Source organism: Bradyrhizobium sp. CAR08 (assembly GCF_052871955.1).
The window spans coordinates 63,755-90,136 of the sequence record NZ_JBIXJX010000013.1 but is presented as its reverse complement, the minus strand read 5'-3'; the positions used below and the strand labels follow the sequence as shown (position 1 = coordinate 90,136).

Here is a 26,382-nt window from a genome sequence, read left to right as displayed (position 1 = left end):
CCCGACCAATCCGTTCAGGCCATATGTTTGGGAGGCGGGGAGTCGGTGTCGGGAACAATGCCGGCGAGCCGGGGTGCGCGTTGCGGGCGCGATGCGGACACGAGCCCGATCGATGCGTCCGGTGGCGCCGGCTGCGCCACCGTCACCGAGAAGCAGCCATGGCAATGATGCCCGCCGATGGCCTTGTGGTCGTTGTGATCTCCCGAACCGTCAAGGACGGCGCTGATCTCCGACCCGCCACCGGGCGTGGTGACGTCGATGTCGTGCAGGCCATGCAGCGCTCCCGCGAGCAGGTAGACAACCGCGATCAGCACAGACAGCAGCCCGCGCCAATTGCGCGGCCGACATGATCCTGAGGGCTGGCGGTTCGCGAGCACGATTTCACTCTAGTTGCGGTCTGTGTCCGGCCTAGCATGGGGGCGGGAACAGTGTCGACCCGCAACATTGTTACGTCCCCTGGAACAATTGCCGCAGCGATTGCGAAGATGACAGCGCTTCTCATTGGCGCGTGATCAAGCTCAGCTGAACATCGGCTGCCGCACCACGTGCTGCGTCCGCTATATTGCCAGCCTCGCCGGCTTCGACCGTCACGACGGCGCGACAGCCGGCTTCCATGGCCCGTTCCAGCCATTTGATGGCTTCATCGATCCACTGGTCGTGGTGCTCGGGATCGGCGATCGCCTTTTCCCGGAATGCATCTGCCTGATGTAGGCACGCCGTTCTGCGATCCACGCGGCTCTCCCGATCCGGAGGTTCCGCCCCGATCGCATCCTTGATGATCGGAGAGCCGGCGTCGTTAACATAGGACAGGAACCGCCGCCCAAAGAAAGCCCCAGCCGGGACTGACCGGCTGAGGCTTTCGTGCTCACAAACTTCATCCTTGGGACTTGGACAGATAATCCGCAGCGCGCCGGTTCGTTCCCGCAGGCTCGGTCCAGTTTGGAACGTTCTTTCTTCGTTGTGATTAGCGACGAGGAGAAATTGAGGAGGACGGACCATGGACGGATTGATTTATCTCATCGGCTTGATCGTGGTGGTCATGGCGATCCTGTCGTTCTTCGGCCTGCGCTGAGAGAGCGGCGATGACCATGGAAACTCTCATACGGGAAGACATCGTGGAAGGCGGCGGCGTCGCTGCCGATGAAAGGCGCATCATCCAGTGGAGCTCGGTGATCGCAGGCGCTTTGGCTGCCGGCGCAATGTCGTTCATCCTGGTCGGCTTTGGAGTCGCCGTCGGCCTGGGCGTCAGTTCAGCCTCGCCGACATGGCGCGATGCATCGGCGGCGCTGGCTTTGCTGTCGGGGCTGTATCTGATCATCCAGGCGATTATCAGCTTCGGCTTCGGCGGCTATATCGCCGGCCGGACCACGCGACCAGCCCCGGCGGTCACAACGATCGAAGACGAGGGCGAACGGCGGGACGGGCTGCATGGCCTGATGTCCTGGGCGCTCGCCGTGCTGCTTGGTGCCGCTCTGCTCGCGATGCTCGGCGCAGCTGCGATTGACCGCTCGCCGATGCGCAGTTCGGCGAGCAATACCTCCTCCGCCGAGCCTCTGTTGAGCTACGAGCTGGATAAGCTGTTTCGCACAGCGCGGCGGCCCCCCAACACCGACCTCAGGGAACCTCGTGCCGAAGCGGGACGCATCCTGATGACGTCGTCGAGCCACAGCGGCGTCAGCACCGATGACCGGGCCTACCTCGTGCAGCAGGTGGCCGCGTTGACGGGACTTGCAGCACCCGACTCGGAGCGACGGGTCGACACGCTGATCGCGGATTCAAAGACGGCCATCAATCGGGCGCGGCGTAACTCCATCATCGTCGCCTTCTCCGTTGCGGCAGCAACCCTGATCGGCGCTGCGGTGGCCTGGGCTGCGGCTGTTGCCGGTGGCCGGCATCGCGACGGCGCGCCGCTCCCGAACTGGATGGCGAGCTCCAACCGCTTCCATCGCTCTCCGCGTGCGATGCGGGTGCCGTAACGTGCAGGACGGACGATGGCCGGGAGCGATCCCGGCCATATTGCCTTTTGACGAGAGGCCTAAGCCTTCTCCTCCCAGATCATGGCGAGATGGACGATCGTCTGCACCGCCTTCTCCATGTCCTGCCGGCTGACCCATTCGAGCCGGGAGTGAAATGCGTGCTCGCCGGCGAAGATGTTGGGGCAGGGCAGTCCCATGAAGGACAGGCGGGAGCCGTCGGTGCCGCCGCGGATCGCGGTGCGCATCGGGCGCAGGCCGGCGCGGCGGATCGCTTCGATGGCGTATTCAAGAATGTGCGGGTGGCGATCGATCACCTGCTTCATGTTGCGGTACTGCTCCCGCACCTTGAATGTGTAAGTCGAGCGCGGAAAATCCTTCATCACGTCCTTGACGATGTTCTCGAGCAGGATCTCCTTCTCCTTCAGCCCTTCCTCGGTGAAGTCGCGCACAATGAAGGAGAGCGTAGCCTGCTCCAGCGCACCCTCGATCCCGATCGGATGCAGAAAACCCTGCTTGCCTGATGTCGTCTCGGGCGAGCAGCCTTCCCGGGGCAGGCGCTCGACGATGGCGGCGGCGATCTTGATGGCGTGCTCCATCTTTCCCTTGGCATAGCCGGGATGGGCGCTGACGCCGTTGATGGTGATGGTGGCGCCGTCCGCCGAGAAGGTCTCGTCCTCGACGCTACCCGCGCTCTCGCCGTCCATGGTGTAGCCGAAATCAGCGCCGAGCTTCTTGATGTCGACATTGTCGACGCCGCGGCCGATCTCCTCGTCCGGCGTGAACAGGATCTTGATGGTGCCGTGCTTCACTTGCGGGTTGTTGATGAAGAAATGCGCGGCATCCATGATCTCAGCCACGCCGGCCTTGTTGTCGGCACCGAGCAGCGTGGTGCCGTCGGTGGTGATGATGTCGTTGCCGATCTGGTTCTTCAGCGCCGGATGCTCGGCGAAGCGGATCACCTGGCTGGTATCGCCCGGCAGCGTGATGTCGCCGCCGCGATAGTTCTTCACCATCTGCGGCTTGACGTCGTTGCCGGTGACGTCGGGCGAAGTGTCCATGTGCGAGCAGAAGCAGATCACGGGCACCTTCTTGGTCGTGTTCGCCGGGATCGTTCCATAGACGTAGCCGTAATCATCGAGATGAGCGTCCTCGACGCCCATCTCCCTGAGCTCGGCGGCGAGCACATGGCCGAGATCTTTCTGTTTCTCGGTCGATGGCGAGGCCGGGGATTCCGGATCGGATTGGGTGTCGATGGTGACGTAGCGCAGGAAGCGCTCGGTCACGGTATGCGAAAAGGTGAGGGAGGACATTTCTGGTCAAACCGCCGGGTCAGGGGAGAGAGGCGGTATACCAGAAAAGCAGGGTGCGGTGAGGCCGGAGGAGGCTGATCAGGCTTAACGAAACGTGAGTGGTCAGATCGCCTCTTTCAGTTCCTTGACGGGGCGGAAGGTGACCTTCTTGCTGGCTTTGATGTGGATGGGCTCGCCGGTGGCGGGATTGCGGCCGGTGCGGGCGGCGCGCTTGCGGACCTGGAGGATGCCAAGGCCGACGATGCGGACGCGGTCGCCCTTCTTCAGGTGCTTGGTGATGAGTTCGACCATGTCGGTCAGAACGGCCTCGGCGCGCTTCTTCGACAGGTCCTGGCTCTCCGCAATGTCGGCGGCGAGGTGCTTGAGCGTGATGGTGGCGGGCGCGGCAGGCTTCTTCGTGGAATCCTTCTTAGCCATATCTGGCCTCCTCAATCACAGGGGCCCCGGAAAAGGCGGTAAAGGGTGGGGATCCCTCCAAGTCCTGCAAGGCCTAGACGATTCGGGCTTCGGCTGACTATGGCGCAAGTTCTCGACGGATGCCGGCGATCGCCGTCACAGCCGCGAAAGGCGTGTAGAAGTTTGTTCTAAGGCTATGAAGGAATTGCCAAAATGGCGCGAGAGACGGGGCTCGAACCCGCGACCTCCGGCGTGACAGGCCGGCGCTCTAACCAACTGAGCTACTCCCGCGTGGTTCGCTGACAGCGCGCGGAACGAGGGGGGACTTAAAGGCGGGGCTGGGTGAAGTCAAGGATGTTGCGCTTCACCGGCAGGTCTCGGCTAAGCATTGCTCTGGAAAACGAAAAAGGCCGCCAGGCGGCGGCCTCTGTCAGCCCCGAGCGGGGCGGTGTCAGCGGATCTCCGACATCCCTGCGCTCGTCACCACCACCGGCTTCCCGGCCTTGATCACATGGGCGGACTGGGCGGTCTGGCTGTAATCGGCATTGGTGCGGGCTGCGATCCCGAAGCCGGCCACTGTAATTCCGGCAACCAGCGCCACCACCACGATCTTCAGGTGGGTCGCACGATCAGCAGAGTGGATAGAGTGGTTCATCTGAGCCTCCCGACGGGCTTTGCCGCCGTCTATGGCTCGTCTTGTAAAGACCGTCTGTTTCCGGATGGTTTCGCGGGTTCCGCAAAATGGTTTCATTAATGCGCCCGGTTGGTTTCGCCGGGCTTGCGGCCTGTACCGGCGTCAGGCGGCCGCCCGGCCGATATCGTCCCGGATCGAGCGCGCCGCCCAGACGAACAGGAGTGCCCCCAGCGTGGTCGTGACCGCCGCCGAGAGCAGGGAATAGCGCACCGCGTCGGCGCCGTAAGCGCCCTTCAGGGCATCGTTGACCACGCCCACGGCGAGCGGGCCGAGGCCCTGGCCGAAGCAGGTGGCAGTGAGCGCGATCAGGGCGGAGGCCAGCGCCCGCATGCTCGGCTTGGCGACCGTCTGCGCGATCGCGAAGATCGGTCCGAGATGGAAGCCGACCAGGAACGAGGTCAGCGCCAGCGTGGCCACCATCAGCGCAAAGTCCTGCGTCAGCATGCACAGCGCGAACACCGGGCCGGCAAGGCCCGAGGTGATGGCGGGCGCCCACAGCTTCCAGCGGTCGTCGCGGCGGCTGATCTGCGCCACCACGAAGCCGCCGAGCAGGGTGCCGGCCATGCCGGCGAGCCCCTTGAAGGTGCCGGCATAGGTGCCGATCTCGGCGCTCGACAGATGGTGCACGCGCGCCAGGAACGGCGGGATCCACGCCGCGGTCGCATAGTTCGTGTAAGTCGTGAGACAGAAGCCGATCAGCACGATGATGAAGCTTCGCTGCGAGGCCAGGAAGCGCAGCGTCGGCCCGAGCGGCTCGGGCACGAAATTCTCCTGCATGGCGCCGCGCTTCGGCTCGGAGATCGTCAGCCACAGGACAATAGCAAGCAGGATGCCGGGCAGGCCCGCAACGTAGAACGCCATCCGCCAGCCATAGTGCTGGTTGACGTACCCGCCCACGAAATAGCCGAGGAATACGCCGAGATAGGTGCCGACGGCGTAGATGCCGAGCGCGCGCGGACGCTCGTTCTTGGCGAAGAGGTCGGCGACGATCGATTGCGAGGCGGGCGAGCCTGCGGATTCGCCGATGCCGACGCCGATCCTCGCCAGCGCCAGCGAAGTGACGCTCGAAGCGGCGCCGCACAATGCCGTCATCGCGCTCCAGAACGCGAAGGCGGCGGCGACGATGTTGCGCCGGTTGAGCCGGTCGGCGACGCGCGCGATGGGGATGCCGAGCAGGGAGTAGAACAGCACGAAGCCGAAGCCCGCGAGCAGGCCCATCATGGTATCGCTGAGCTGAAACTCCTTCTTGATCGGCTCGATCAGCACGTTGAAGATCGTGCGGTCGAGGAAGTTCAGCGCGTAGATGATCGTGAGCAGGCCTAGCACGTAATAGCGCCGCGCCGAGGGTTTTGCCGTCGCGGCCGTTTGCACCGACATTTGTGACGTCACATCGACCATCGCTTCCCCCAATTAGTCTTTGTTATCGTTGTCGGTCCAGCCCTGATTGGGGCTGGCAGGTCAGCCTTCGCGGATGTAATTCCCCGCTTCGAATTCGACGGGAGGCGCGCTTGCATCGAACGAGATTCCGATCGGATCGCGGCCTGCTTCCATCGCCTCGAGCTGGTCGCTCAGCATGCGTCGGATCATGAGGATGCCGCGGTCGCTCTGGCCGAAATGCTCCTCGGAATGGATGGTCTGCGGTCCTTGGCCGACCTGGGCTTCGTAATCGCCCGGAAATCGCTGATGTTCTTCTTCGGTCATGTCCCACCAGAATTTGCCGTTGAATTTCGAGCGCATGCGACCGATGTCGCCGGCGTTCTTGACGCGGCCGGCGACGTAGATGCGGAACGAGGTGTCGTCGATCGGCAGCGTCCAGCCGATCGACTCGACGCGGGCGAATTGCGCCACGCGCGGGTTTGGCACAACGCGCAAGGTGGGGAGCGCCGCCTCGGTGACGCGGTAAAACACCTTGCCGTCATCCTGCTTGCGGATCGAGCGCACGGCGATCCCGCGCGGCGTCTTGTCGAACGTCACCTCCGGCATCGATGCCATCATGTTGGTGAATTGCGGACCCGAGAACGAGCCGTGCAGCACCGGCACGTGGTAGGGATCGACCACGTTCTCGAAATGCTGGAGCCAGTTGCAGGGGATGATCGCGGGACCACCGCCGCCGATCGAGGAATCGTCGGCGTCGACGAACTCGCCGTCGTCCATGGTCTCCAGGCACTCATAGGCCGGCAGCACCGGGCGTTTCTCGGCCGGGCCCAGATAGGCGAAGATGAGCCCGTAGCGCTCCTCGACGGGATACCAGGGCTGGCGCACCTTGTCCTTGAACTGGCCGCCATCGGGCTCGCAGGGCTGCTCCAGGCAATGGCCCTCGGTGTCGAACTTCCAGCCGTGATAACAGCAGCGGATGCCGTCCTCCTCGACCTTGCCATAATAGAGCGTGGTGCCGCGGTGGCAGCAGCGGGCGTGCAGCAGGCCGGCGCGGCCGTGCTTGTCGCGGAACAGCACTAGATCCTCGCCGAGCGCGCGGACCTTCTTCGGAGTGTCGGTTGCGTCTCTGATGAGCCCGACCGGATGCCAGTAGCGGCGGAGCAGTTCGCCCATCGGCGTGCCGCGCATGACCGACGTGAGCTCGGTGCGGGTGTGCGCCGGCTTCATCGCATAGGCCGTGCCGAGATCGCGATCCCGCTGCGTGATGGTCATGCTGGTCCTCCCGCAATCGGCCGTACCGGCCGGGCTTTTTTGATGCTTTGTACCAAGTGAAGATTAGATCGATGACAATGTCAACGATTTCCAAATGCCTCTTAATCGCATTCGGATCAGGCTGGGGAGGTCGCGCTACCAAGACTTGGCACGCCGCGGCTTTCTTGGCAGAGGTGGACCATGAGCCAGACATCAGGCAGGGACGGGCGCACATCGTCCGATGCGGACGAAAGTCAGTCGCTGGCGCCGATCACCGTCATGCTGTCGTCGCGGCTGATGGTGCTGGCCAATTTGCTCAAGCGCGGCGCCATCCTGCGCTACAAGCGTCTCGCCGGATTGTCATCGGTCGAGTTCGGCCTGGTCGCCTCGCTTGGCCGGCGGCCGCCGATGAGCGTGGCGCGGCTCGCGGAAGCCGTCGGCCAGGACAAGGGGCAGATCAGCCGCGCGCTTGCGGAACTCGTGTCGCGCAAGCTGATCGCGAAATCGGCGAACCCGAAGGACAGCCGCGAGGTGCTGGTCTCGCTGACCGCAACGGGCCTCGCGGCGCATGATGCGATCGTCGCCGGTGCGCAGGAGCGCAATCGGCGTTTGCGCGAACATTTGAGCGAAGCCGAGTTCGAGACGCTGCTGCAGCAGGTCGATCAATTGACGGCAATCGCCGCCGAGATGCTCGAGAGCGAGAAGATTTCGCGCTGACGTTTCGGCGATCCGGGAACATGTTGGATCGCTTCCAAGACCCTTTCCAAGACTCTTTCTAAGACTCCTTCTAAGAGGCTTTCAATTAGGGAATTCGCGCGCGCTGCCCTAAGCGTCACCGCAAGCGCATGCCGTCATGGGCCGACAGCATGTGCCATCAGAACACGCAGTTTTGGGGTTGCGCGTGAACAGTCTTGGAATGCTGCGATCGGCCATGTTGGCGACCGCATCCGCTTGGGTTTTGCTGCCGCAGGCATCGCTTGCACAATCTCCTGCGCAGATGATTGGCGCGCAGAACATTCCGTCGGTGACCGTCGCCGCGCCGGAAGCGCGCCGACGAGCCATCTCCGTGCAGCGCCGTGCGCCGCGATCGTCCCAGCAGACCGCCAACCGAAACAGGCCGCAGCCGCCGCGCAATGTCGGTTTCGTCGAGACCCCGCTCGGCCCGGTGCACGGCTACGTCGCCGGCCGCAGCTCGTCCGGCACCAAGACCAACACGCCGATCATGGAGACGCCGCAGGCGGTGTCGGTGATCGGCGCGGAGCAGATTCGCGACCAGAAGGCGAACAAGCTCGACGAGGTCCTGCGCTATACTGCTGGAGTCCGCGCCGGGACCTTCGGCGCGGACACGCGCAACGACTGGTGGCTGATCCGCGGCTTTAAGTCCGACGACGTCGGACTGTTTCTCGACGGCATGCAGCTGTTCTACACCTCCTATGCGAGCTGGAAGCTCCAGACGCCCAACATGGAGCGCGTCGAGGTGCTGCGCGGTCCATCGGCCGTGCTCTATGGCGGATCGAGCCCGAGCGGCATCGTCAACGTCATCAGCAAGATGCCGCCGGCGGAGCCCGTCCGTTTCATCGAGACCGGCGTCAACAATTTCGGCAACGCCTATGTCGGCTTCGATGTTGGCGGTCCGGTCGCAACGAGCCACGAGAACGGCAAGCTGTTCTACCGCGTCGTCGGTCAGGTCCAGAACGGCCCCACGCAGGTCAATTTCACGCCGGACAACAACTACTTCATCGCGCCGTCGGTGACCTGGAAGCCGGACGCCGACACGAGGTTCACGGTACTGGCTTCAGCTTCCCGGCAGGAAACCCGTGGCATCAACTTCCTGCCCTATGAGGGCACGGTGATCAACGCTCGGTTCGGCAAGATCCCGACCAGCTTTTTCGCTGGCGATCCCAGCGTCGACAAGTTCACGCGCGAGCAGGAGATGCTGGGCTATCAGTTCGAGCGCAATCTCGCCGACGATTTGACGTTCCGGCAGAATGCGCGCTTTGCCCATGTCGATGTGACCTATCGCGGCTATGTCGGCAATAATTGGGCTGACATCAACACGGCCAGTCTCGGTCGCTATAATTGGTATGCGAAGAACACCGCCAACCAGGCCAATCTCGACAATCAGCTGGAGTACCGCTTCAACACCGGCGCGGTGCGGCATACGATGCTGTTCGGGGTCGATTTGAAGGGCTACCAGATCGACGATTATCAGGCTTTCAACTTCGGCACCGTCCCTTCGATCAACGTCTTCAATCCCGCCTACGGGTTTGACATTCCGTTGACGGGCGCACCGTTCCGCAACTTCCAGATCACGCAGAAGCAGGCCGGCACCTATCTTCAGGACCAGATGAAGCTCGGCAACTTCACGCTGGTGCTGAGCGGCCGCAACGATTGGGTCGAGACGACGCAGGCTGCCCGTGATACCGGCGCCACGCTTGCCAGCCGCGACGACAGCAGGTTCAGCGGGCGCGCCGGGCTGATCTACAATTTCGACAACGGCATCGCGCCCTATGTGTCCTACGCCACGAGCTACAATCCGATCATCGGCCTCAACGCGCAAAACCAGCTGTTCCTGCCGGAGACCGGCCAACAGACGGAAATCGGCGTGAAGGTCGCGCCGCGGGGATTTGACGGCTACTTCACCGCTTCGGTGTTCGACTTGAAACGTCAGCATGTGGCAACGACCGATCCTGTCGTCACGACCTTGCAGAACCAGACCGGCGAGGTGACCTCGCGCGGCATCGAGCTCGAAGCGGTGGCGAACGCCACGCGTGAGCTGAAGCTGATCGGCTCGTTCACGGCCTACCATTTGTTCAACAGCAGGGATCTGGACCCGTCTTTGGTCGGCAAGACCCCGACCAACACGCCTGAGCTCCTGGTGTCCGGCTGGGCGGACTACACCTTCAAGGACGGGCCACTCGCGGGGTTCGGCTTCGGCGGCGGTCTCCGCTATATCGGTTCGTCGTGGGCGGATACCGCCAATACCCTCGAGGTTCCCGCGGTCGTGCTCGGCGATCTCGCGTTCCACTATGAATGGCAGAACTGGCGCACCGCGCTGAACGTGATCAACCTGACCGACAAGATCTACGTCGCGAGCTGCGCGGCGGCGTCATCCTGCTTCTACGGCGACCGCCGGCGCGTCACCGCCAGCGTCTCCTACAAATGGTGAGGCAAATGACGAGAACAGGCGAGGGAAGGCCATCGTGAGAGCCTGACCGGCCCGTCGCCGGCTTCCACCACGAGATCGATGAGCTCGCGGGCCATGCCCCCCGGCCCGAAGCTCATGCGAGTGCGGCGCGCGACGACCCAGCCATGTCGCCGCCGCGCTCGCCACCCATTTTCCGCTGCGGCGAAGTGGGCGCCTCCTGCCCGACACATTCGCCAGACGAGCCCAGGTCCGATCGTGATGCATGGCTCCCGGGTCGCTCGCCCGATAATGGGCGCGCTTGGCCTCGTTATAATCTGGACTTTGCAGCGTCGCGGCCTAGATAAAGTGAGCCTTCCCAACCACGGACGTCACGGCCCAGCGCGTGTGGACTGATCGGGGCGCCCTTGCTGGGGCTGTCGATCTGCTCCATACCAGCCGCGGGGTGATTCCGGGATTTCCACCGTTCTGAGGGCGACAAAGGGCCTAAAAAGAGCGTGTCTTGCGCCCATTGGTGCACTGCGCTAAGGCTCAGAACAATTCCAAACTGGACGAATCCGTGGCTGTCCCGAGGCTGCGGGAAAAAGGGCTCGTCAATGAGCGGCATTCTGCAGAACTATCTTCCACTCGTCGTCTTCATAGGGGTAGCGGGCCTCATTGGCCTGGTGCTGCTGATCGCGCCGTTCATCGTGGCGTTCCAGCAGCCGGACCCGGAAAAGCTGTCGGCGTATGAGTGCGGTTTCAACGCCTTCGACGACGCCCGCATGAAGTTCGACGTCCGCTTCTATCTCGTCGCCATCCTCTTCATCATCTTCGACCTCGAGGTGGCGTTCCTGTTTCCCTGGGCGGTGGCGTTCGGCAAGCTTGGCGCGACCGGCTTCTGGTCCATGGTGGTGTTCCTCGCCGTGCTGACGGTCGGGTTCGCCTATGAATGGAAGAAAGGCGCACTGGAATGGGATTGACCCCTACGTCGTCCGCCGGTCCGGTTCTCGCGCCGGCCCCCAAGGGCATCCTGGACCCGTCGACCGGCAAGCCGGTCGGGGCCAATGATCCGTTCTTCCTCGAGGTCAATTCGGAACTGTCCGACAAGGGCTTCTTCGTGGCCGCGACCGACGACCTCATCACCTGGGCGCGCACCGGCTCGCTGATGTGGATGACCTTCGGTCTCGCCTGCTGCGCGGTCGAGATGATGCAGGTCTCGATGCCGCGCTACGACGTCGAGCGCTTCGGCTTCGCGCCGCGCGCTTCACCGCGTCAGTCGGACGTGATGATCGTCGCGGGGACCCTGACCAACAAGATGGCGCCTGCGTTGCGCAAGGTCTACGACCAGATGCCCGAGCCGCGCTACGTCATCTCGATGGGCTCCTGCGCCAACGGCGGCGGCTATTATCACTATTCCTACTCGGTCGTGCGCGGTTGCGACCGCATCGTGCCGATCGACATCTATGTGCCGGGCTGCCCGCCCACGGCGGAAGCGCTGCTCTACGGCGTGCTGCTGCTGCAGAAGAAGATCCGCCGCACCGGCACAATCGAACGCTAAGGTTTTACGTCATGGACGACGCCAAGCTCGACGCCCTGGGGCAGACGATCGTTAGCGCCCTTCCGGGCGCCGCCATCGGTCATTCGGTGGCCTTCAACCAACTCACGGTGGATGTCGAGGTCAGCAAAATCGTCGAGGTGGTCAAGTACCTCCGCGACGACCCGAGCTGCCGCTTCATCAACTTCACCGACATCACGGCCGCGGATTATCCGTCGCGCGAAAAACGCTTCGACGTGATCTATCACTTCCTGTCACCGACCTTGAACGCGCGGATCCGGCTCAAGGCCCAGGCGGACGAGACCACGCAGGTGCCGTCGCTGATCGAGGTGTTTCCCGGCGCCGACTGGTTCGAGCGCGAGGCCTATGACCTCTATGGCGTGATCTTCGTCGGTCATCCCGACATGCGCCGCCTCCTGACCGATTACGGCTTCGAGGGTCATCCGCTGCGCAAGGATTTCCCGACCACCGGCTTCCTCGAGGTCCGCTACGACGACCAGGAGAAGCGGGTGGTGTACGAGCCGGTCAGGCTCAACCAGGAATTCCGCAAGTTCGACTTTTTGTCCCCGTGGGAGGGCGCCGACTATCCGGTCCTTCCGGGCGATGAAAAAGCGGGGCCGAAGGTCTGATCATGAACGAGCAACCCGAACAGCTTCGCAACTTTACGATCAACTTCGGACCGCAGCATCCGGCTGCGCACGGCGTGCTGCGCCTGGTGCTGGAGCTTGACGGCGAAGTCGTCGCCCGCGTCGATCCGCATATCGGTCTGCTGCATCGCGGCACCGAAAAGCTGATCGAGCAGAAGACCTATCTGCAGGCGATCCCTTATTTCGACCGCCTCGACTACGTCGCGCCGATGAACCAGGAGCACGCCTTCTGCATGGCTGCAGAAAAGCTGCTCGGCATCGAGGTGCCGCGCCGCGCGCAGCTGATCCGCGTGCTCTATTGCGAGATCGGCCGCATCCTGTCGCATTTGCTCAACGTCACCACGCAGGCGATGGACGTCGGCGCGCTGACCCCGCCGCTGTGGGGCTTTGAAGAGCGCGAAAAGCTGATGGTGTTCTACGAGCGCGCCTCCGGCAGTCGCATGCACGCAGCCTATTTCCGCGTCGGCGGCGTGCATCAGGACCTGCCGCAGAAGCTGGTCGACGACATCGACGCCTGGTGCGATCCGTTCCTGAAAGTGGTCGAAGATCTCGACCGGCTGCTCACCGCCAACCGCATCTTCAAGCAGCGCAACGTCGACATCGGCGTCGTGTCGCTGAAGGAAGCTTGGGAGTGGGGCTTCTCGGGCGTGATGGTGCGCGGCTCGGGCGCGGCGTGGGATCTGCGCAAGTCGCAGCCCTATGAATGCTACGCCGAGATGGATTTCGATATCCCGATCGGCAAGAACGGCGACTGCTATGACCGCTATCTGATCCGCATGGAAGAGATGCGCCAGTCCGTGCGCATCATGAAGCAGTGCATCCAGAAGCTGAACGCGGCCGACGGGAAGGGTCCCGTCGTCGTCGAGGACAACAAGGTCGCGCCGCCGCGCCGTGGCGAGATGAAGCGCTCGATGGAAGCGCTGATCCACCACTTCAAGCTCTACACCGAAGGCGTCCACGTGCCCGCCGGCGAGGTCTACGCCGCGGTCGAGGCGCCGAAGGGCGAGTTCGGCGTCTTTCTGATCTCGGACGGCACCAACAAGCCCTACAAGTGCAAGATCCGCGCGCCCGGCTTTGCGCATCTGCAGGCGATGGACCACATCTGCCGCGGTCATCTGCTCGCCGACGTCTCGGCGATCCTCGGCTCGCTCGACATCGTGTTCGGAGAGGTCGATCGGTGATGGCGCAGGCGCCGATCCAGTTTGACCGTGCCTCGGGGGCCCTTGAAGGGGCCAACCTGTGGGAGCGGACGGCTGCCTTGGCGCTGGTGACGGGATCGAAGATCTCGTCGCACTTCTCGCATATGGGCTACATCGCCTGCGCCAATCTGCTGCGCAAGACGCTGCCCGAGCGCAACATCGCGATCAAGCTCAACCCCGACGCCGTGTTCGAATTTCCCTACGGCGACGGCTATTGGAGCAAGCTGCTCAACCGCTCCTACAATTACGAGGACGAGCTGGAGCTGTTGTTCGCCGATTCCATCGACGTCGACTACACGCTGCTCGATTGCGGCGCGAATTACGGCTATTGGTCGGTGCTGGTGTCGAGCAAGCCGTTCGGCTCGCACAAGGCGATCGCGATCGAGCCGTCGGGGCAGAACTATCCGAAGCTTGACAACAACGCCCGCATTAACGCCAGCCGCTTCGAGACCATGAAATGCGCGATCGGCGCGGCCCGTGGCACCGCGCGTCTGTCAGGCACCAAGCACGAGGCCTTCAGCATCGCCGGCGATGCGTCGGCGGGCGGCGAGGACGTGCCGGTCATTGCGCTCGACAATCTGATCGACGACGGCAAGATCGCAGGCACCGGCAAGTACCTGATCAAGCTCGACGTCGAGGGCGTCGAGATCGAGGCGATCAAGGGCGGCGCCCGGCTGCTCCAGGCCGACAGCGTCGTCATGTGCGAGGAGCACGGCAGCGACCGTTCGCACGCGGTTTCGCGCTACATCCTCGAACACACCCCGCTGAAGCTGATCGTCTACGATCCCAGCACCCGACGTATGGAAACGGTGACCGAGCTGTCGATCCTCGACCGCATCAAGGTCTCCACCCACGTCGGCTACAATGTTTTCGGCACCGCAAGCGCATTCTGGCAGGACAGGATCAATGCCCTGAATGCGAAAACAGCGCGCCGCGTGCAGTGAGAGATTGAAGAGATGTCCGTTCGCCGATTAGCATCGAAGGAAGTCCAGCCCGCGAGCTTTGCGTTCACGGAGGAGAACCTCGCGTTCGCCAAGCAGCAGATCGCGAAATATCCGGCCGGACGCCAGGCTTCGGCCGTCATCGCCATCCTCTGGCGGGCGCAGGAGCAGCACGACGGCTGGGTCTCGGAAGCCGCGATCCGCGTCATCGCCGACATGCTCGACATGCCCTATATCCGCGTGCTCGAGGTCGCGACCTTCTACACGATGTTCCAGCTCGCCCCGGTCGGCAAGAAGGCCCACGTCCAGGTCTGCGGCACCACGCCGTGTCGCCTGCGCGGCGCTGAGGATCTGATCCACGTCTGCGAGCACCGCATTCATCACGAGCCCTTCCATCTCTCCAAGGACGGCAATTTCAGCTGGGAAGAGGTGGAGTGCCTCGGTGCCTGCGTGAATGCGCCGATGGTGCTGATCGGCAAGGACACATATGAGGATCTGACGAAGGAAAGCTTCGGCAAGGTGCTCGATGGCTTTGCCTCGGGCAATCCGCCCAAGCCCGGTCCGCAGAACGGCCGCCAGTTCTCGGCGCCGACCGGTGGGCCGACCACGCTGAAGGAAATCACCTGATGCGTGATCTCTCACCGCCAGTTGAAGGGAGCAGTGTTGTGAAGAAGTGGGGCTTCGTCGCAATGCATTCCGCCGTGGCGGCCACATTCATTTTCCTGCTTCAGCGCTTCGCACTGAACGCGTCGCTGGAATCCAGTCTGCTCTGGGCGCTGACCTTCGCCGTCTGCGCCGCCGGGCTTGCCTACAAGCAAGCCAACCGTTGATCGGAAAGCACTGACATGCTCGAGGACAAGGACCGCATCTTCAAGAACCTCTACGGCCTCCACGATTGGGGCCTCGAGGGCGCGCGGCGCCGCGGCGCCTGGGATGGTACGAAGAACATCATCGACAAGGGCCGTGACTGGATCATCAACGAGATGAAGGCGTCGGGGCTGCGCGGCCGCGGTGGCGCCGGCTTCCCGACCGGCCTGAAATGGTCGTTTATGCCGAAGGAGTCGACCGACGGAAGGCCGAGCTATCTCGTCGTCAATGCCGACGAATCCGAGCCCGGCACCTGCAAGGATCGCGAGATCATGCGGCACGATCCGCATCTCCTGATCGAGGGCTGCCTGATCGCGAGCTGCGCGATGAACGCGCATGCCTGCTACATCTATGTCCGCGGCGAGTTCATCCGCGAGCGCGAGCATCTCCAGGCGGCGATCGACCAGGCCTATGAGGCCAAGCTGGTCGGCAAGGACAACGTCAACGGCTGGCCCTTCGACATCTACGTCGCCCACGGCGCCGGCGCCTACATCTGCGGCGAGGAAACCGCGCTGCTCGAGAGCCTCGAAGGCAAGAAGGGCCAGCCGCGCCTGAAGCCGCCGTTCCCGGCCAATGTCGGCCTGTACGGCTGCCCGACCACCGTCAACAATGTCGAGTCGATCGCGGTTGCGCCCGACATCCTGCGCCGTGGCGCGGCATGGTTCGCCGGCATCGGTCGTCCGAACAATGTCGGCACCAAGCTGTTCTGCATCTCCGGCCATGTCGAGCGGCCCTGCAACGTCGAAGAGGCCATGGGCATTCCGTTCCGTGAGCTGATCGAGAAGCATTGCGGCGGCATCCGCGGTGGTTGGGACAACCTCAAGGCCGTGATCCCCGGCGGCTCCTCCGTGCGCATGGTGCCGGCCGAGCAGATCATCGACACGCCGATGGATTTCGACAGCTTGAGCAAGCTGCGCTCGGGTCTCGGCACCGCGGCCGTGATCGTGATGGACAAGTCGACCGATTTGATCCGCGCCATCGCCCGCATCTCCTATTTCTACAAGCATGAGAGCTGCGGCCAGTGCACGCCGTGCCGCGAAGGCACCGGCTGGATGTGGCGCGTCTTGACCCGCATGGCCGAAGGCCGCGCCCACAAGCGCGAGATCGACATGCTGCTGGAAGTCACCAAGCAGGTCGAAGGTCACACCATCTGCGCGCTCGGCGATGCGGCGGCGTGGCCGATCCAGGGCCTGATCGCGCATTTCCGTCACGAGATCGAAGCGCGCATCGACCAATATTCGCACAAGTCCGACATCGACGATATCGGCGTCCGCGATCCCGTGAACATGGTCGCGGCGGAGTAGAGAGAATGACCAAGCTCATCATCGACGGTAAAGAGATCGATGTCCCCGCCGAATACACGCTGCTCCAGGCGTGCGAAGCGGCCGGCGCCGAGATTCCGCGCTTCTGCTATCATGAGCGGCTGTCGATCGCCGGCAATTGCCGGATGTGCCTCGTCGAGGTGAAGGGCGGCCCGAAGCCGGTCGCGAGCTGCGCCTGGGGCGTGCGCGATTGCCGTCCAGGCCCCAAGGGCGAGCCGCCGGAAATCTCCACCCGTTCGCCGATGGTGAAGAAGGCGCGCGAAGGCGTGATGGAATTCCTTCTGATCAACCATCCGCTGGATTGCCCGATCTGCGATCAGGGCGGCGAGTGCGACCTCCAGGACCAGGCGATGGGCTACGGTGTCGACACCAGCCGCTTCGCCGAGAACAAGCGCGCGGTCGAGGACAAATATCTCGGCGCGCTGGTCAAGACCTCGATGAACCGCTGCATCCAGTGCACCCGCTGCGTCCGCTTCTCGGCGGAAGTGGCCGGCGCCCCCGAAATGGGTGCGACCGGCCGCGGCGAGGACATGGAGATCACGACCTATCTCGAGCACGCGCTGACCTCGGAATTGCAAGGCAATCTCGTCGACATCTGCCCGGTCGGCGCGCTGACCTCGAAGCCCTATGCTTTCGCCGCGCGCCCGTGGGAGCTCGGCAAGACCCAGTCGATCGACGTGATGGACGGCGTGGGATCCGCGATCCGCGTCGACACCCGCGGCCGCGAAGTGATGCGTATCCTGCCGCGCATCAACGAGGCCGTGAACGAGGAGTGGATCTCCGACAAGACCCGTCACGTCGTCGACGGCCTGCGCACCCAGCGCCTCGACCGGCCCTATATCCGCGAAGCCGGCAAGCTGCGCGCGGCGAGCTGGCCCGAGGCCTTTGCCGCGATCGCCGCGAAAGCGGCCCGCACCGACGGCAAGCGCACCGGCGCGATCGCGGGCGACCTCGCCGGCGTCGAAGAGATGTTCGCGCTGAAGGATCTGCTGGCCAAATACGGCTCGGCCAATCTGGCGGTGCAGGGCGGCGACGCCTTCGATCCCGCGCTCGGCCGCGGCTCCTACATCTTCAATCCGACGCTCGCCGGCGTGGAGCAGGCCGATGCGCTGCTCATCATCGGCGCCAATCCGCGGAAAGAAGCGGCCGTGTTCAACGCCCGCATCCGCAAGCGCTGGCGCGCCGGCGGCTTCAAGGTCGGCGTGATCGGCGCCAAGCCCGACCTCACGTACGACTATGATCACCTCGGCGCGGGCACCGACACGCTGGGTGAGCTCGCGGCCGGCAAGCACTCCTTCATGGACGTGCTGAAGAACGCCAAGAACCCGATCATCCTGGTCGGTGCTGGCGCCGCCTCGCGCCACGACGGCGCCGCCATTCTCGCAGCCGCGGCCAAGCTCGCACTCGACGTCGGCGCGCTCAAGGACGGCTGGAACGGCTTCGGCGTCCTGCACGAGAGCGCCTCGCGCGTCGGCGCTCTCGATATCGGCTTTGTCGCTGGTCAGGGCGGGCTGAATGCGGCGCAGATGACGACGTTCGGGACGCTCGATCTGCTGTTCCTGCTCGGCGCCGACGACATCAAGCCGTCGGACGGCACCTTCGTCGTCTATATCGGCACCCACGGCGACCGCGGCGCCCATCGGGCCGACGTGATCCTGCCAGCAGCCGCCTATACCGAGAAGTCCGCGATCTACGTCAACACCGAAGGCCGCGTGCAAATGACCGGACGCGCCGCATTCCCGCCGGGCGAGGCCCGCGAGGACTGGGCGATTGTCCGCGCGCTGTCGGAGGCGCTCGGCAAGAAGCTCGGCTATGACTCGCTTTCGGCCCTGCGCCAGGCGATCTTCAAGGCCGTGCCGCATCTGATGCGTCTCGACCAGATCGAGCCCGGCTCGGCCGACCAGATCAAGAAGCTCGCGGGGAAGGGCGGCACGACGGAGAAGGCCCCGTTCAAGCCGCTTGTCGAGGACTTCTATTTGACCAACCCAATCGCGCGTGCGTCCGCCGTGATGGCGGAATGTTCGCGGCTTGCCTCCGGGCAGATGCTGACCGCAGCGGAGTGAGCCGATGGAATTCTTCGAAAGCGCATTCTGGACCGGGTTCCTCTGGCCGCTGATCATCATGATCGCGCAGAGCGTCCTGGTGCTGGTCGTTCTGCTGGTGGCGATCGCCTACATCCTGCTCGCCGACCGCAAGATCTGGGCGGCGGTGCAGATCCGCCGCGGCCCGAACGTGGTTGGTCCCTGGGGCCTGCTGCAATCCTTCGCCGACCTCCTGAAGTTCGTGCTGAAGGAGCCGATCATCCCGTCCGGCGCCAACAAGGGCGTGTTTCTTCTTGCTCCCTTGGTCTCGTGCGTGCTCGCGCTCGCGGCCTGGGCGGTGATCCCTACCAATCTCGGCTGGGTGATCTCCGACATCAACGTCGGCGTTCTCTTCATCTTCGCGATCTCGTCGCTGTCGATCTACGGCATCATCATGGCCGGCTGGTCGTCGAACTCGAAATATCCGTTCCTCGCGGCGCTGCGCTCGGCGGCGCAGATGGTGTCCTACGAGGTCTCGATCGGCTTCGTCATCATCACGGTGCTGCTCTGCGCCGGCACGCTGAACCTCTCGGCCGTGGTCGAGGCGCAGCATGTCCGCGGCCTCGCCAGCCTGATCGGGCTGCCGCAGCTCACCATCCTGAACTGGTACGTCTGGCCGCTGTTCCCGATGTTCGTGATCTTCTACGTCTCGGCGCTGGCTGAAACCAACCGCCCGCCGTTCGACCTCGTCGAAGCAGAATCCGAGCTCGTCGCCGGCTTCATGGTCGAGTACGGCTCGACGCCGTATCTTCTGTTCATGCTCGGCGAGTATGTCGCGATTGCCACGATGTGCGCGATGGCGACGATCCTGTTTCTCGGAGGCTGGCTGCCGCCGGTGGACCTGCCGCCCTTCAACTGGGTGCCGGGGATCATCTGGTTCTCGCTGAAACTGTTCTTCATGTTCTTCCTGTTCGCGATGGCCAAGGCGATCGTGCCGCGCTACCGCTACGATCAACTGATGCGCCTCGGCTGGAAAGTGTTCCTGCCGTTGTCGCTGGCGATGGTGATCGTGGTGGCCGGTGTGCTGCACTTCGCCGACATCGCGCCGAAGTGAGGGCCGTCATGGGTATCAACATCAACGCCACTGCACGCTCGCTTCTGCTGTCGGAATTCGTCTCGGCGTTCTTCCTCGCCATGCGCTATTTCTTCCAGCCGAAGCCGACGCTGAACTATCCCTTCGAGAAGGGCCCGATCTCCCCGCGCTTCCGCGGCGAGCATGCGCTGCGCCGCTATCCGAACGGAGAAGAGCGCTGCATCGCCTGCAAGCTGTGCGAAGCGGTTTGCCCGGCCCAGGCCATCACCATCGAGGCCGGTCCGCGCCGCAACGACGGCACCCGCCGCACCGTGCGCTACGACATCGACATGGTGAAGTGCATCTATTGCGGCCTCTGCCAGGAAGCCTGTCCGGTCGACGCCATCGTCGAAGGTCCGAACTTCGAGTTCGCGACCGAGACCCGCGAGGAACTGTTCTATGACAAGGCCAAGCTGCTCGCCAATGGCGACCGCTGGGAACGCGAGATCGCGAAAGCGATCGAACTCGACGCGCCGTACCGGTGAGATGAGAGCATGATCCTTCCCGCGCTGTTCTTCTATCTGTTCGCCGGCGTCTGTGTCGCCTCGGCGGTGATGGTGATTGTCTCGCGCAATCCCGTGCACTCGGTGCTGTACCTGATCCTGGCCTTCGTCAACGCCTCCGGTCTGTTCGTGTTGATGGGCGCCGAATTCCTCGCGATGATCCTGATCGTCGTCTATGTCGGTGCGGTCGCGGTCCTGTTCCTCTTCGTGATCATGATGCTCGACGTCGACTTCCTCGAGCTGCGCGAGGGCTTCATCGAATACCTGCCGGTCGGCCTCGTGATCGGCGGCATCTTCCTGTTCGAGCTGCTGCTCACGGTCGGCTTCTGGGTCATCAACCCCGGCGTCGCCAAGACGATCACGGCGGCGATCCCGACCAACGTCTCCAATACCGAGGCGCTCGGCCTGGTGCTCTATACCAAGTACATCCACTACTTCCAGCTCTCGGGCATGGTGCTGCTGGTCGCGATGATCGGCGCCATCGTGCTGACGCTGCGGCACAAGGCGAGCGTCAAGCGGCAGGACATCAACATTCAGAACGCGCGCACGCCCGAAATAGCGATGGCGATACGCAAGGTGGCGCCGGGGCAGGGGCTCCAGGACTCTGACGCGGCGGAGTGGGTGAAATGACGATCGGGCTCGGACACTATCTTGCGGTCGGCGCGATCCTGTTCACGCTCGGGATCCTCGGCATCTTCCTGAACCGCAAGAACATCATCGTCATCCTGATGTCGATCGAGCTGATCCTGCTCGCGGTCAACGTCAACCTCGTGGCGTTCTCGACCTTCCTCGGCGACATCGTCGGGCAGGTCTTCGCGCTCCTGGTGCTCACCGTCGCGGCCGCTGAAGCCGCGATCGGTCTCGCCATCCTGGTGGTCTATTTCCGCAACCGCGGCTCGATCGCGGTTGAGGACGTCAATCTGATGAAGGGCTGATCGCATGATCCGGAAAAGTGGACACCGGTTTTCCGACCAGATCATGCGGAAAGAGTAAATCATGGTCCAGGCAATCGTCTTCCTGCCTCTGCTGGGCGCCATTCTGGCTGGCCTGATCGCGCTGTTCGGCGCGCATGCCCGCAACCCCTCGGGCGACACGGTCGAGCATCACGATGATCACGGTCATGGCGCGCACGCCCATGCGTCGGACACGATCAACGAGGATGCGTCGGTCGTCCACGAGACTCATCACGAACCCGGAGATGGCCACGACGACCACCACGTCTCCGAGCCGCCCGCGGCGGGCTCGCGCGCTGCCGAGCTGATCACCACGGCGTTGCTGTTCGTGTCGGCGGCGCTGTCCTGGATGACGCTGGTCGATGTCGGCTTCATGCACCACGACATGCGCATTCCGCTGCTGCCGTGGATCCTCTCCGGTGATCTCCAGGTCTACTGGACGCTGCGGGTCGACACGCTCACCGCCGTGATGCTGGTGGTCGTGACCACCGTGTCCTCGCTCGTGCACCTCTATTCCATCGGCTACATGGACGAGGATCCGAACCGGCCGCGCTTCTTCGGCTATCTCTCGCTGTTCACCTTCGCCATGCTGATGCTGGTGACCGCCGACAACCTCGTGCAGCTGTTCTTCGGCTGGGAAGGCGTGGGTCTGGCAAGCTACCTCCTGATCGGTTTCTGGTACCAGAAGCCGTCGGCGAACGCCGCCGCCATCAAGGCCTTCGTGGTCAACCGTGTCGGCGATTTCGGCTTCGCGCTCGGCATCTTCGCGATCTTCCTGCTGGCCGGCTCGACCGATTTCGAGACCATCTTCCACGCTGCGCCCGGGTTGACCGGCAAGACCATCGACTTCCTCGGCTGGCACGCCGACGCGCTGACCCTGACCTGCCTGCTGCTGTTCATGGGCGCGATGGGCAAATCGGCGCAGTTCCTGCTGCACACCTGGCTGCCGGACGCGATGGAAGGCCCGACCCCGGTGTCGGCGCTGATCCACGCCGCGACCATGGTCACCGCCGGCGTCTTCATGGTGGCGCGCCTGTCGCCGCTGTTCGAACTCGCGCCGAACGCGCAGGCCGTCGTGATGTTCTTCGGCGCCACTACGGCGTTCTTCGCGGCGACCATTGGCCTGGTCCAGAACGACATCAAGCGCATCGTCGCTTACTCGACCTGTTCGCAGCTCGGCTACATGTTCGTGGCGATGGGAGCAGGGGCCTATTCGGTAGGCATGTTCCATTTGTTCACGCACGCCTTCTTCAAGGCGCTGTTGTTCTTGGGCTCCGGCTCGGTGATCTACGCGATGCATCACGAGCAGGACATCCGCAACATGGGCGGCCTGTGGCGCAAGATCCCCTACACCTACGCGGTGATGGTGGTCGGCACGCTCGCGCTCACGGGATTCCCGCTGACCGCGGGCTATTTCTCCAAGGACGCGATCATCGAGTCCGCCTACGCCTCGCACAATCCGTTCGCGATGTACGGCTTCCTGATGACGGTCGTCGCGGCCGGCCTGACCTCGTTCTACTCGTGGCGCCTCATCTTCAAGACCTTCCACGGCGAGCCGCATGACGAGCACCACTACGAGGCCGCGCATGAAGCGCCGATCTGGATGCTGATCCCGATCGGTGTGCTTGCGGTCGGCTCCATCCTGGCCGGCTTCCCGTTCAAGGAGCTGTTCGCCGGTCACGGCATCGAGGAGTTCTTCCGCGAGTCCGTGAAGATGAACCCGCATATCATCGAGGAGATGCACCACATTCCCGAGACCATCGCCTTCCTGCCGACGGTGATGATGGTGCTGGGCTTCCTGGTGTCATACCTGTTCTACATCCGCCGGCCTTATCTGCCGGTCGAGCTCGCGAACACGCAGCCAATGCTGTACAAGTTCCTGCTCAACAAATGGTACTTCGACGAGCTCTACGACATCATCTTCGTCCGTCCGGCGAAGTGGATTGGCTATCAGCTCTGGAAGAAGGGTGACGGCTTCATCATCGACGGTCTCGGCCCCGATGGCGTCTCAGCCCGCGTGCTGGACGTCACCCGCAACGTCGTGAAAATCCAGACCGGCTATCTCTACCACTACGCGTTCGCCATGCTGATCGGTGCCGCCGGCCTGATCACCTGGTTCATGTTCGGCTTTGGAGGCCAGTAAATGACGACCTGGCCAATTCTATCCGTCACGACGTTCCTGCCGCTGGTCGGCGCGCTGATCGTCTATCTCAGCCGTGGCGACGACGAGGCGGCCCGGCGCAACTCGCGCTGGATCGCGCTGTGGACCACGCTGATCACCTTCGCTGTGTCGGTGATCCTGGTCATGCGGTTCGATGCGTCGAGCGCCGACTTCCAGTTCGTCGAGAAGGCGAACTGGCTTGCCACCGGCATCACCTACCACATGGGCGTGGACGGCATCTCGTTGCCGCTGGTGATCCTGACCACCGCCATCATGCCGTTTTGCATCATCGCGAGCTGGAAGGCGATTACCAACCGCGTCCGCGAATACATGATGGCGTTCCTGATCCTGGAAACGCTGATGATCGGCACCTTCTCGGCGCTCGATCTCGTGCTGTTCTACCTGTTCTTCGAAGGCGGCCTGATCCCGATGTTCCTGATCATCGGCGTCTGGGGCGGTCCGCGCCGGGTCTATGCATCTTTCAAGTTCTTCCTCTACACGCTGCTCGGCTCGGTGCTGATGCTGCTCGCGATCATGGCGCTGTACTGGAACGGCGGCACCACCGACATCCCGACCCTGATGCACACCGCCGTGCCGCGCTCGCTGCAGACCTGGGCGTGGCTCGCCTTCTTCGCCTCGTTCGCGGTGAAGATGCCGATGTGGCCGGTGCACACCTGGCTCCCCGACGCCCACGTCGAGGCGCCGACCGCAGGCTCGGTGGTCCTGGCCGCGATCCTTCTGAAGATGGGCGGCTACGGCTTCCTGCGCTTCTCGCTGCCGATGTTCCCGCTGGCTTCGCACGACTTCGCGCCGCTGGTCTTCACGCTTTCGGCCATCGCCATCATCTACACCTCGTTGGTGGCGCTGATGCAGGAGGACATGAAGAAGCTGATTGCGTACTCCTCGGTGGCGCATATGGGCTTCGTCACCATGGGCATTTTCGCCGGTACCATGCAGGGTGTCGCCGGCGGCGTGTTCCAGATGATCTCGCACGGCATCGTCTCCGGCGCGCTGTTCCTCTGCGTCGGCATCGTCTACGACCGCATGCACACCCGTGAGATCGCGGCCTATGGCGGCCTCGTCAACCGGATGCCGCTCTACGCGCTGACCTTCATGGTCTTCACCATGGCCAATGTCGGCCTGCCCGGCACCTCCGGCTTCGTCGGCGAGTTCATGACGCTGCTCGGTACCTTCAAGGTCTCGATCCCGACCGCGTTCTTCGCCACCTTCGGCGTGATCCTGTCGGCCTGCTACGCGCTGTGGCTCTACCGCAAGGTCGTGTTCGGGGCGCTGGTCAAGCCGTCGCTGGCGAGCATGAAGGATCTCACCTTCCGGGAGGGCTTGACGCTGTTCCCGCTGATCGCGCTGACGATCCTGTTCGGCATCTATCCGAAGCCGGTGCTCGACATGTCGGCGGCCTCGGTCCAGCAACTCGTCAACAATTACAACACCGCTGTGACGGCCGTGAAGGCCGCCGCACTGCTCCAGTGAGCGGGCAGGTCAGGATATCGCCATGAGCTTTGAGACTGCAGGTTATCAACTGGCGCCGGTGCTGCCCGAGCTCGTGCTCGCGGTCGGGGCGATGGCACTCCTGATGCTCGGCGCCTATCGCGGGCAGGAGACCACCAAGACGGTCACGACGCTTGCGGTGCTGCTCCTGATCGTTGTCGGCGTGCTCGAATACATGCTGCCCGCGGGCAAGCACGTGACCTTCGGCGGCAGCTTCATCGTCGATGATTTTGCCCGCTTCATGAAGATCCTGGCCCTGATCGGCTCGGCGGTGACGCTGGTGCTGTCGACCGAGTTCCTGTCGGATCCGTCGCGCCGCATCTTCGAATATGCGATCCTGGTGCTGCTCTCGACGCTCGGCATGATGGTGCTGATCTCGGCCGGCGATCTGATCTCGCTTTATCTCGGCCTCGAATTGATGTCGCTGGCGCTCTACGTTGTCGCGGCCTCGAACCGCGACAACGCCAAGTCGACCGAAGCCGGCCTGAAGTACTTCGTGCTCGGCGCGCTGTCCTCGGGCATGCTGCTCTACGGCTCCTCGCTGATCTACGGCTTCACGGGCACGGTGGCCTTCACCGGCATCGCGGCGGCCGCGACGATCTCGAATGTCGGCCTGGTGTTCGGCCTGGTGTTCCTGCTCGCCGGCCTCTGCTTCAAGGTCTCGGCGGTGCCGTTCCACATGTGGACACCCGACGTCTACGAGGGCGCACCGACGCCTGTGACGGCCTTCTTCGCCTCGGCCCCGAAAGTGGCCGCGCTCGCGGTCTTCACCCGCGTCACGCTGACCGCATTCCCGGGCATCGTCTCGCAGTGGCAGCAGATCCTGGTGTTCGTGTCGATCGCCTCGATGGCGCTGGGCTCGTTCGCCGCGATCGGCCAGAGCAACATCAAGCGCCTGATGGCCTATTCCTCGATCGGCCATATGGGCTTTGCCCTGGTCGGTCTTGCCGCAGGCACGGTCGAGGGCGCGCAGGGCGTGTTGATGTACATCGTGATCTATGTCGCGATGACGCTGGGCTCCTTCGCCATCATCCTGGCCATGAAGCGGAACGGCCAGCCGGTGGAGCAGATCAGCGATTTCGCAGGTCTCTCTCGGACCAATCCGCTGCTCGCCTTCATGTTCGCGATGCTGCTGTTCTCGCTCGCCGGCATCCCGCCGCTCGCCGGCTTCTTCGCCAAATGGTACGTCTTCGTCGCCGCCATCAAGGCGAACCTGTTCACGCTCGCCGTGATCGGCGTGCTCTCCAGCGTGGTCGGCGCCTACTACTATCTCAGCATCGTCAAGACGATGTATTTCGACGAGCCGGCCGGGCAGGTCGATCCGGTGCGCGTCGAAGTCAAGACGGTGCTGGCGGTCGCGGGCCTGTTCAACATTCTGTTCGCCCTGTTCGCGGGCCCGGTGGTGAGCGTCGCCTCCGCCGCCGCCAAGTCGCTGTTCTAG

The 26,382-nt window shown here is 63.6% G+C and carries 26 protein-coding genes and 1 tRNA gene; 19 read left to right on the top strand and 8 right to left on the bottom strand.

Translation table 11 applies throughout. The features are described 5' to 3' along the window. Positions 1–14 precede the first annotated feature (14 nt). Together ACIPUD_RS25825 and ACIPUD_RS25820 are read right to left on the bottom strand one after the other, a co-directional pair. The gene (locus tag ACIPUD_RS25825; RefSeq protein ID WP_446481787.1) at positions 15–377 is read right to left on the bottom strand and encodes a hypothetical protein; all 363 of its coding nucleotides are present in this window, start codon (positions 375–377) and stop codon (positions 15–17) included. 121 nt (positions 378–498) lie between these two features. Continuing rightward, positions 499–732, bottom strand: coding sequence for a hypothetical protein (locus tag ACIPUD_RS25820; RefSeq protein ID WP_446481786.1), 234 nt, complete (start codon positions 730–732; stop codon positions 499–501). A 350-nt stretch (positions 733–1,082) separates the two neighbouring features. On the opposite strand from ACIPUD_RS25820, the gene ACIPUD_RS25815 reads away from it, so the two are divergent. Then, the gene (locus tag ACIPUD_RS25815; protein ID WP_446481785.1) at positions 1,083–1,976 is read left to right on the top strand and encodes a hypothetical protein; all 894 of its coding nucleotides are present in this window, start codon (positions 1,083–1,085) and stop codon (positions 1,974–1,976) included. Between the two features lie 59 nt (positions 1,977–2,035). On the opposite strand, the gene pepT is transcribed toward ACIPUD_RS25815, so the two are convergent. From pepT to ACIPUD_RS25785, 6 genes are all read right to left on the bottom strand, one after another. Continuing rightward, positions 2,036–3,286 carry a peptidase T gene (gene pepT, locus ACIPUD_RS25810; protein ID WP_446481784.1) on the bottom strand — a complete coding sequence of 417 codons (1,251 nt, stop codon included), beginning with the start codon at positions 3,284–3,286 and terminating at the stop codon, positions 2,036–2,038. A 102-nt stretch (positions 3,287–3,388) separates the two neighbouring features. Beyond that, on the bottom strand, positions 3,389–3,703 hold the full coding sequence (locus ACIPUD_RS25805; RefSeq protein WP_446481783.1) for an HU family DNA-binding protein: 315 nt from the start codon (positions 3,701–3,703) through the stop codon (positions 3,389–3,391). A 193-nt stretch (positions 3,704–3,896) separates the two neighbouring features. Further along, positions 3,897–3,973: transfer RNA gene (locus ACIPUD_RS25800), tRNA-Asp, on the bottom strand. 160 nt (positions 3,974–4,133) lie between these two features. Beyond that, positions 4,134–4,337, bottom strand: a complete 204-nt coding sequence (locus ACIPUD_RS25795; protein ID WP_354209893.1) for a hypothetical protein — start codon at positions 4,335–4,337, stop codon at positions 4,134–4,136. Between the two features lie 141 nt (positions 4,338–4,478). Then, on the bottom strand, positions 4,479–5,774 hold the full coding sequence (locus ACIPUD_RS25790; RefSeq protein ID WP_446481782.1) for a spinster family MFS transporter: 1,296 nt from the start codon (positions 5,772–5,774) through the stop codon (positions 4,479–4,481). A gap of 60 nt (positions 5,775–5,834) precedes the next feature. Continuing rightward, the gene (locus tag ACIPUD_RS25785) at positions 5,835–7,025 is read right to left on the bottom strand and encodes an aromatic ring-hydroxylating dioxygenase subunit alpha (RefSeq protein WP_247375171.1); all 1,191 of its coding nucleotides are present in this window, start codon (positions 7,023–7,025) and stop codon (positions 5,835–5,837) included. A gap of 180 nt (positions 7,026–7,205) precedes the next feature. Here ACIPUD_RS25785 and ACIPUD_RS25780 point away from each other — a divergent pair, with 180 nt between their 5' ends. The 18 genes from ACIPUD_RS25780 (at position 7,206) to nuoN (ending at position 26,382) form a co-directional block, all read left to right on the top strand. Beyond that, on the top strand, positions 7,206–7,721 hold the full coding sequence (locus ACIPUD_RS25780; RefSeq protein WP_018455095.1) for a MarR family winged helix-turn-helix transcriptional regulator: 516 nt from the start codon (positions 7,206–7,208) through the stop codon (positions 7,719–7,721). A gap of 199 nt (positions 7,722–7,920) precedes the next feature. Then, entirely contained in the window at positions 7,921–10,173 is a 2,253-nt protein-coding gene (locus tag ACIPUD_RS25775; protein WP_446481847.1) for a TonB-dependent siderophore receptor, read from the top strand. 572 nt (positions 10,174–10,745) lie between these two features. Then, a complete protein-coding gene (locus tag ACIPUD_RS25770; RefSeq protein WP_008136158.1) occupies positions 10,746–11,111 on the top strand; it encodes an NADH-quinone oxidoreductase subunit A in 366 nt (121 codons plus the stop codon). Beyond that, positions 11,108–11,689: a NuoB/complex I 20 kDa subunit family protein gene (locus ACIPUD_RS25765; protein ID WP_026232875.1), complete on the top strand. Its 582-nt coding sequence runs from the start codon at positions 11,108–11,110 to the stop codon at positions 11,687–11,689. The genes ACIPUD_RS25770 and ACIPUD_RS25765 overlap by 4 nt, the downstream gene beginning before the upstream one ends. Positions 11,690–11,700: 11 nt before the next feature. Further along, positions 11,701–12,315: an NADH-quinone oxidoreductase subunit C gene (locus ACIPUD_RS25760; protein ID WP_085384778.1), complete on the top strand. Its 615-nt coding sequence runs from the start codon at positions 11,701–11,703 to the stop codon at positions 12,313–12,315. Positions 12,316–12,317: 2 nt separating this feature from the next. Further along, on the top strand, positions 12,318–13,514 hold the full coding sequence (locus tag ACIPUD_RS25755) for an NADH-quinone oxidoreductase subunit D (protein WP_007603549.1): 1,197 nt from the start codon (positions 12,318–12,320) through the stop codon (positions 13,512–13,514). Next, a complete protein-coding gene (locus ACIPUD_RS25750) occupies positions 13,514–14,476 on the top strand; it encodes an FkbM family methyltransferase (RefSeq protein WP_162496315.1) in 963 nt (320 codons plus the stop codon). Before ACIPUD_RS25755 ends, ACIPUD_RS25750 begins: the two co-directional genes overlap by 1 nt. A 12-nt stretch (positions 14,477–14,488) precedes the next feature. Continuing rightward, complete coding sequence (nuoE, locus tag ACIPUD_RS25745) at positions 14,489–15,100, top strand: NADH-quinone oxidoreductase subunit NuoE (RefSeq protein ID WP_247370258.1); 612 nt, start codon at positions 14,489–14,491, stop codon at positions 15,098–15,100. After that, positions 15,100–15,303: a hypothetical protein gene (locus ACIPUD_RS25740; protein ID WP_026232874.1), complete on the top strand. Its 204-nt coding sequence runs from the start codon at positions 15,100–15,102 to the stop codon at positions 15,301–15,303. Before nuoE ends, ACIPUD_RS25740 begins: the two co-directional genes overlap by 1 nt. 15 nt (positions 15,304–15,318) lie before the next feature. Beyond that, entirely contained in the window at positions 15,319–16,644 is a 1,326-nt protein-coding gene (gene nuoF / locus ACIPUD_RS25735; RefSeq protein WP_018455087.1) for an NADH-quinone oxidoreductase subunit NuoF, read from the top strand. A 5-nt stretch (positions 16,645–16,649) separates the two neighbouring features. Further along, entirely contained in the window at positions 16,650–18,725 is a 2,076-nt protein-coding gene (gene nuoG, locus ACIPUD_RS25730) for an NADH-quinone oxidoreductase subunit NuoG (protein ID WP_446481781.1), read from the top strand. Positions 18,726–18,729: 4 nt separating this feature from the next. Beyond that, the gene (gene nuoH / locus ACIPUD_RS25725) at positions 18,730–19,797 is read left to right on the top strand and encodes an NADH-quinone oxidoreductase subunit NuoH (RefSeq protein ID WP_018455085.1); all 1,068 of its coding nucleotides are present in this window, start codon (positions 18,730–18,732) and stop codon (positions 19,795–19,797) included. 14 nt (positions 19,798–19,811) lie between these two features. Further along, the gene (nuoI, locus tag ACIPUD_RS25720; protein WP_026232873.1) at positions 19,812–20,300 is read left to right on the top strand and encodes an NADH-quinone oxidoreductase subunit NuoI; all 489 of its coding nucleotides are present in this window, start codon (positions 19,812–19,814) and stop codon (positions 20,298–20,300) included. Between the two features lie 9 nt (positions 20,301–20,309). Further along, a complete protein-coding gene (locus ACIPUD_RS25715; RefSeq protein WP_018455084.1) occupies positions 20,310–20,948 on the top strand; it encodes an NADH-quinone oxidoreductase subunit J in 639 nt (212 codons plus the stop codon). After that, on the top strand, positions 20,945–21,253 hold the full coding sequence (gene nuoK / locus ACIPUD_RS25710; protein WP_007603558.1) for an NADH-quinone oxidoreductase subunit NuoK: 309 nt from the start codon (positions 20,945–20,947) through the stop codon (positions 21,251–21,253). Before ACIPUD_RS25715 ends, nuoK begins: the two co-directional genes overlap by 4 nt. 61 nt (positions 21,254–21,314) lie before the next feature. Then, the gene (nuoL, locus tag ACIPUD_RS25705; RefSeq protein WP_247298475.1) at positions 21,315–23,414 is read left to right on the top strand and encodes an NADH-quinone oxidoreductase subunit L; all 2,100 of its coding nucleotides are present in this window, start codon (positions 21,315–21,317) and stop codon (positions 23,412–23,414) included. Then, positions 23,415–24,923 (top strand): NADH-quinone oxidoreductase subunit M, encoded by a 1,509-nt coding sequence (locus ACIPUD_RS25700; protein ID WP_018455082.1) that lies wholly within the window; start codon positions 23,415–23,417, stop codon positions 24,921–24,923. It abuts the gene before it with no gap. A gap of 22 nt (positions 24,924–24,945) precedes the next feature. Beyond that, complete coding sequence (nuoN, locus tag ACIPUD_RS25695; protein WP_085353334.1) at positions 24,946–26,382, top strand: NADH-quinone oxidoreductase subunit NuoN; 1,437 nt, start codon at positions 24,946–24,948, stop codon at positions 26,380–26,382.

Coding starts and splice junctions, on each gene's coding strand:
- ACIPUD_RS25815 (WP_446481785.1), top strand. CDS start 1,083: ATGACCATGGAAACTCTCATACGGGAAGACATCGTGGAAGGCGGCGGC.
- pepT (WP_446481784.1), bottom strand. CDS start 3,286: ATGTCCTCCCTCACCTTTTCGCATACCGTGACCGAGCGCTTCCTGCGC.
- ACIPUD_RS25805 (WP_446481783.1), bottom strand. CDS start 3,703: ATGGCTAAGAAGGATTCCACGAAGAAGCCTGCCGCGCCCGCCACCATC.
- ACIPUD_RS25795 (WP_354209893.1), bottom strand. CDS start 4,337: ATGAACCACTCTATCCACTCTGCTGATCGTGCGACCCACCTGAAGATC.
- ACIPUD_RS25790 (WP_446481782.1), bottom strand. CDS start 5,774: ATGGTCGATGTGACGTCACAAATGTCGGTGCAAACGGCCGCGACGGCA.
- ACIPUD_RS25785 (WP_247375171.1), bottom strand. CDS start 7,025: ATGACCATCACGCAGCGGGATCGCGATCTCGGCACGGCCTATGCGATG.
- ACIPUD_RS25780 (WP_018455095.1), top strand. CDS start 7,206: ATGAGCCAGACATCAGGCAGGGACGGGCGCACATCGTCCGATGCGGAC.
- ACIPUD_RS25775 (WP_446481847.1), top strand. CDS start 7,921: ATGCTGCGATCGGCCATGTTGGCGACCGCATCCGCTTGGGTTTTGCTG.
- ACIPUD_RS25770 (WP_008136158.1), top strand. CDS start 10,746: ATGAGCGGCATTCTGCAGAACTATCTTCCACTCGTCGTCTTCATAGGG.
- ACIPUD_RS25760 (WP_085384778.1), top strand. CDS start 11,701: ATGGACGACGCCAAGCTCGACGCCCTGGGGCAGACGATCGTTAGCGCC.
- ACIPUD_RS25755 (WP_007603549.1), top strand. CDS start 12,318: ATGAACGAGCAACCCGAACAGCTTCGCAACTTTACGATCAACTTCGGA.
- ACIPUD_RS25750 (WP_162496315.1), top strand. CDS start 13,514: ATGGCGCAGGCGCCGATCCAGTTTGACCGTGCCTCGGGGGCCCTTGAA.
- nuoE (WP_247370258.1), top strand. CDS start 14,489: ATGTCCGTTCGCCGATTAGCATCGAAGGAAGTCCAGCCCGCGAGCTTT.
- ACIPUD_RS25740 (WP_026232874.1), top strand. CDS start 15,100: ATGCGTGATCTCTCACCGCCAGTTGAAGGGAGCAGTGTTGTGAAGAAG.
- nuoF (WP_018455087.1), top strand. CDS start 15,319: ATGCTCGAGGACAAGGACCGCATCTTCAAGAACCTCTACGGCCTCCAC.
- nuoG (WP_446481781.1), top strand. CDS start 16,650: ATGACCAAGCTCATCATCGACGGTAAAGAGATCGATGTCCCCGCCGAA.
- nuoH (WP_018455085.1), top strand. CDS start 18,730: ATGGAATTCTTCGAAAGCGCATTCTGGACCGGGTTCCTCTGGCCGCTG.
- ACIPUD_RS25715 (WP_018455084.1), top strand. CDS start 20,310: ATGATCCTTCCCGCGCTGTTCTTCTATCTGTTCGCCGGCGTCTGTGTC.
- nuoK (WP_007603558.1), top strand. CDS start 20,945: ATGACGATCGGGCTCGGACACTATCTTGCGGTCGGCGCGATCCTGTTC.
- nuoL (WP_247298475.1), top strand. CDS start 21,315: ATGGTCCAGGCAATCGTCTTCCTGCCTCTGCTGGGCGCCATTCTGGCT.
- ACIPUD_RS25700 (WP_018455082.1), top strand. CDS start 23,415: ATGACGACCTGGCCAATTCTATCCGTCACGACGTTCCTGCCGCTGGTC.
- nuoN (WP_085353334.1), top strand. CDS start 24,946: ATGAGCTTTGAGACTGCAGGTTATCAACTGGCGCCGGTGCTGCCCGAG.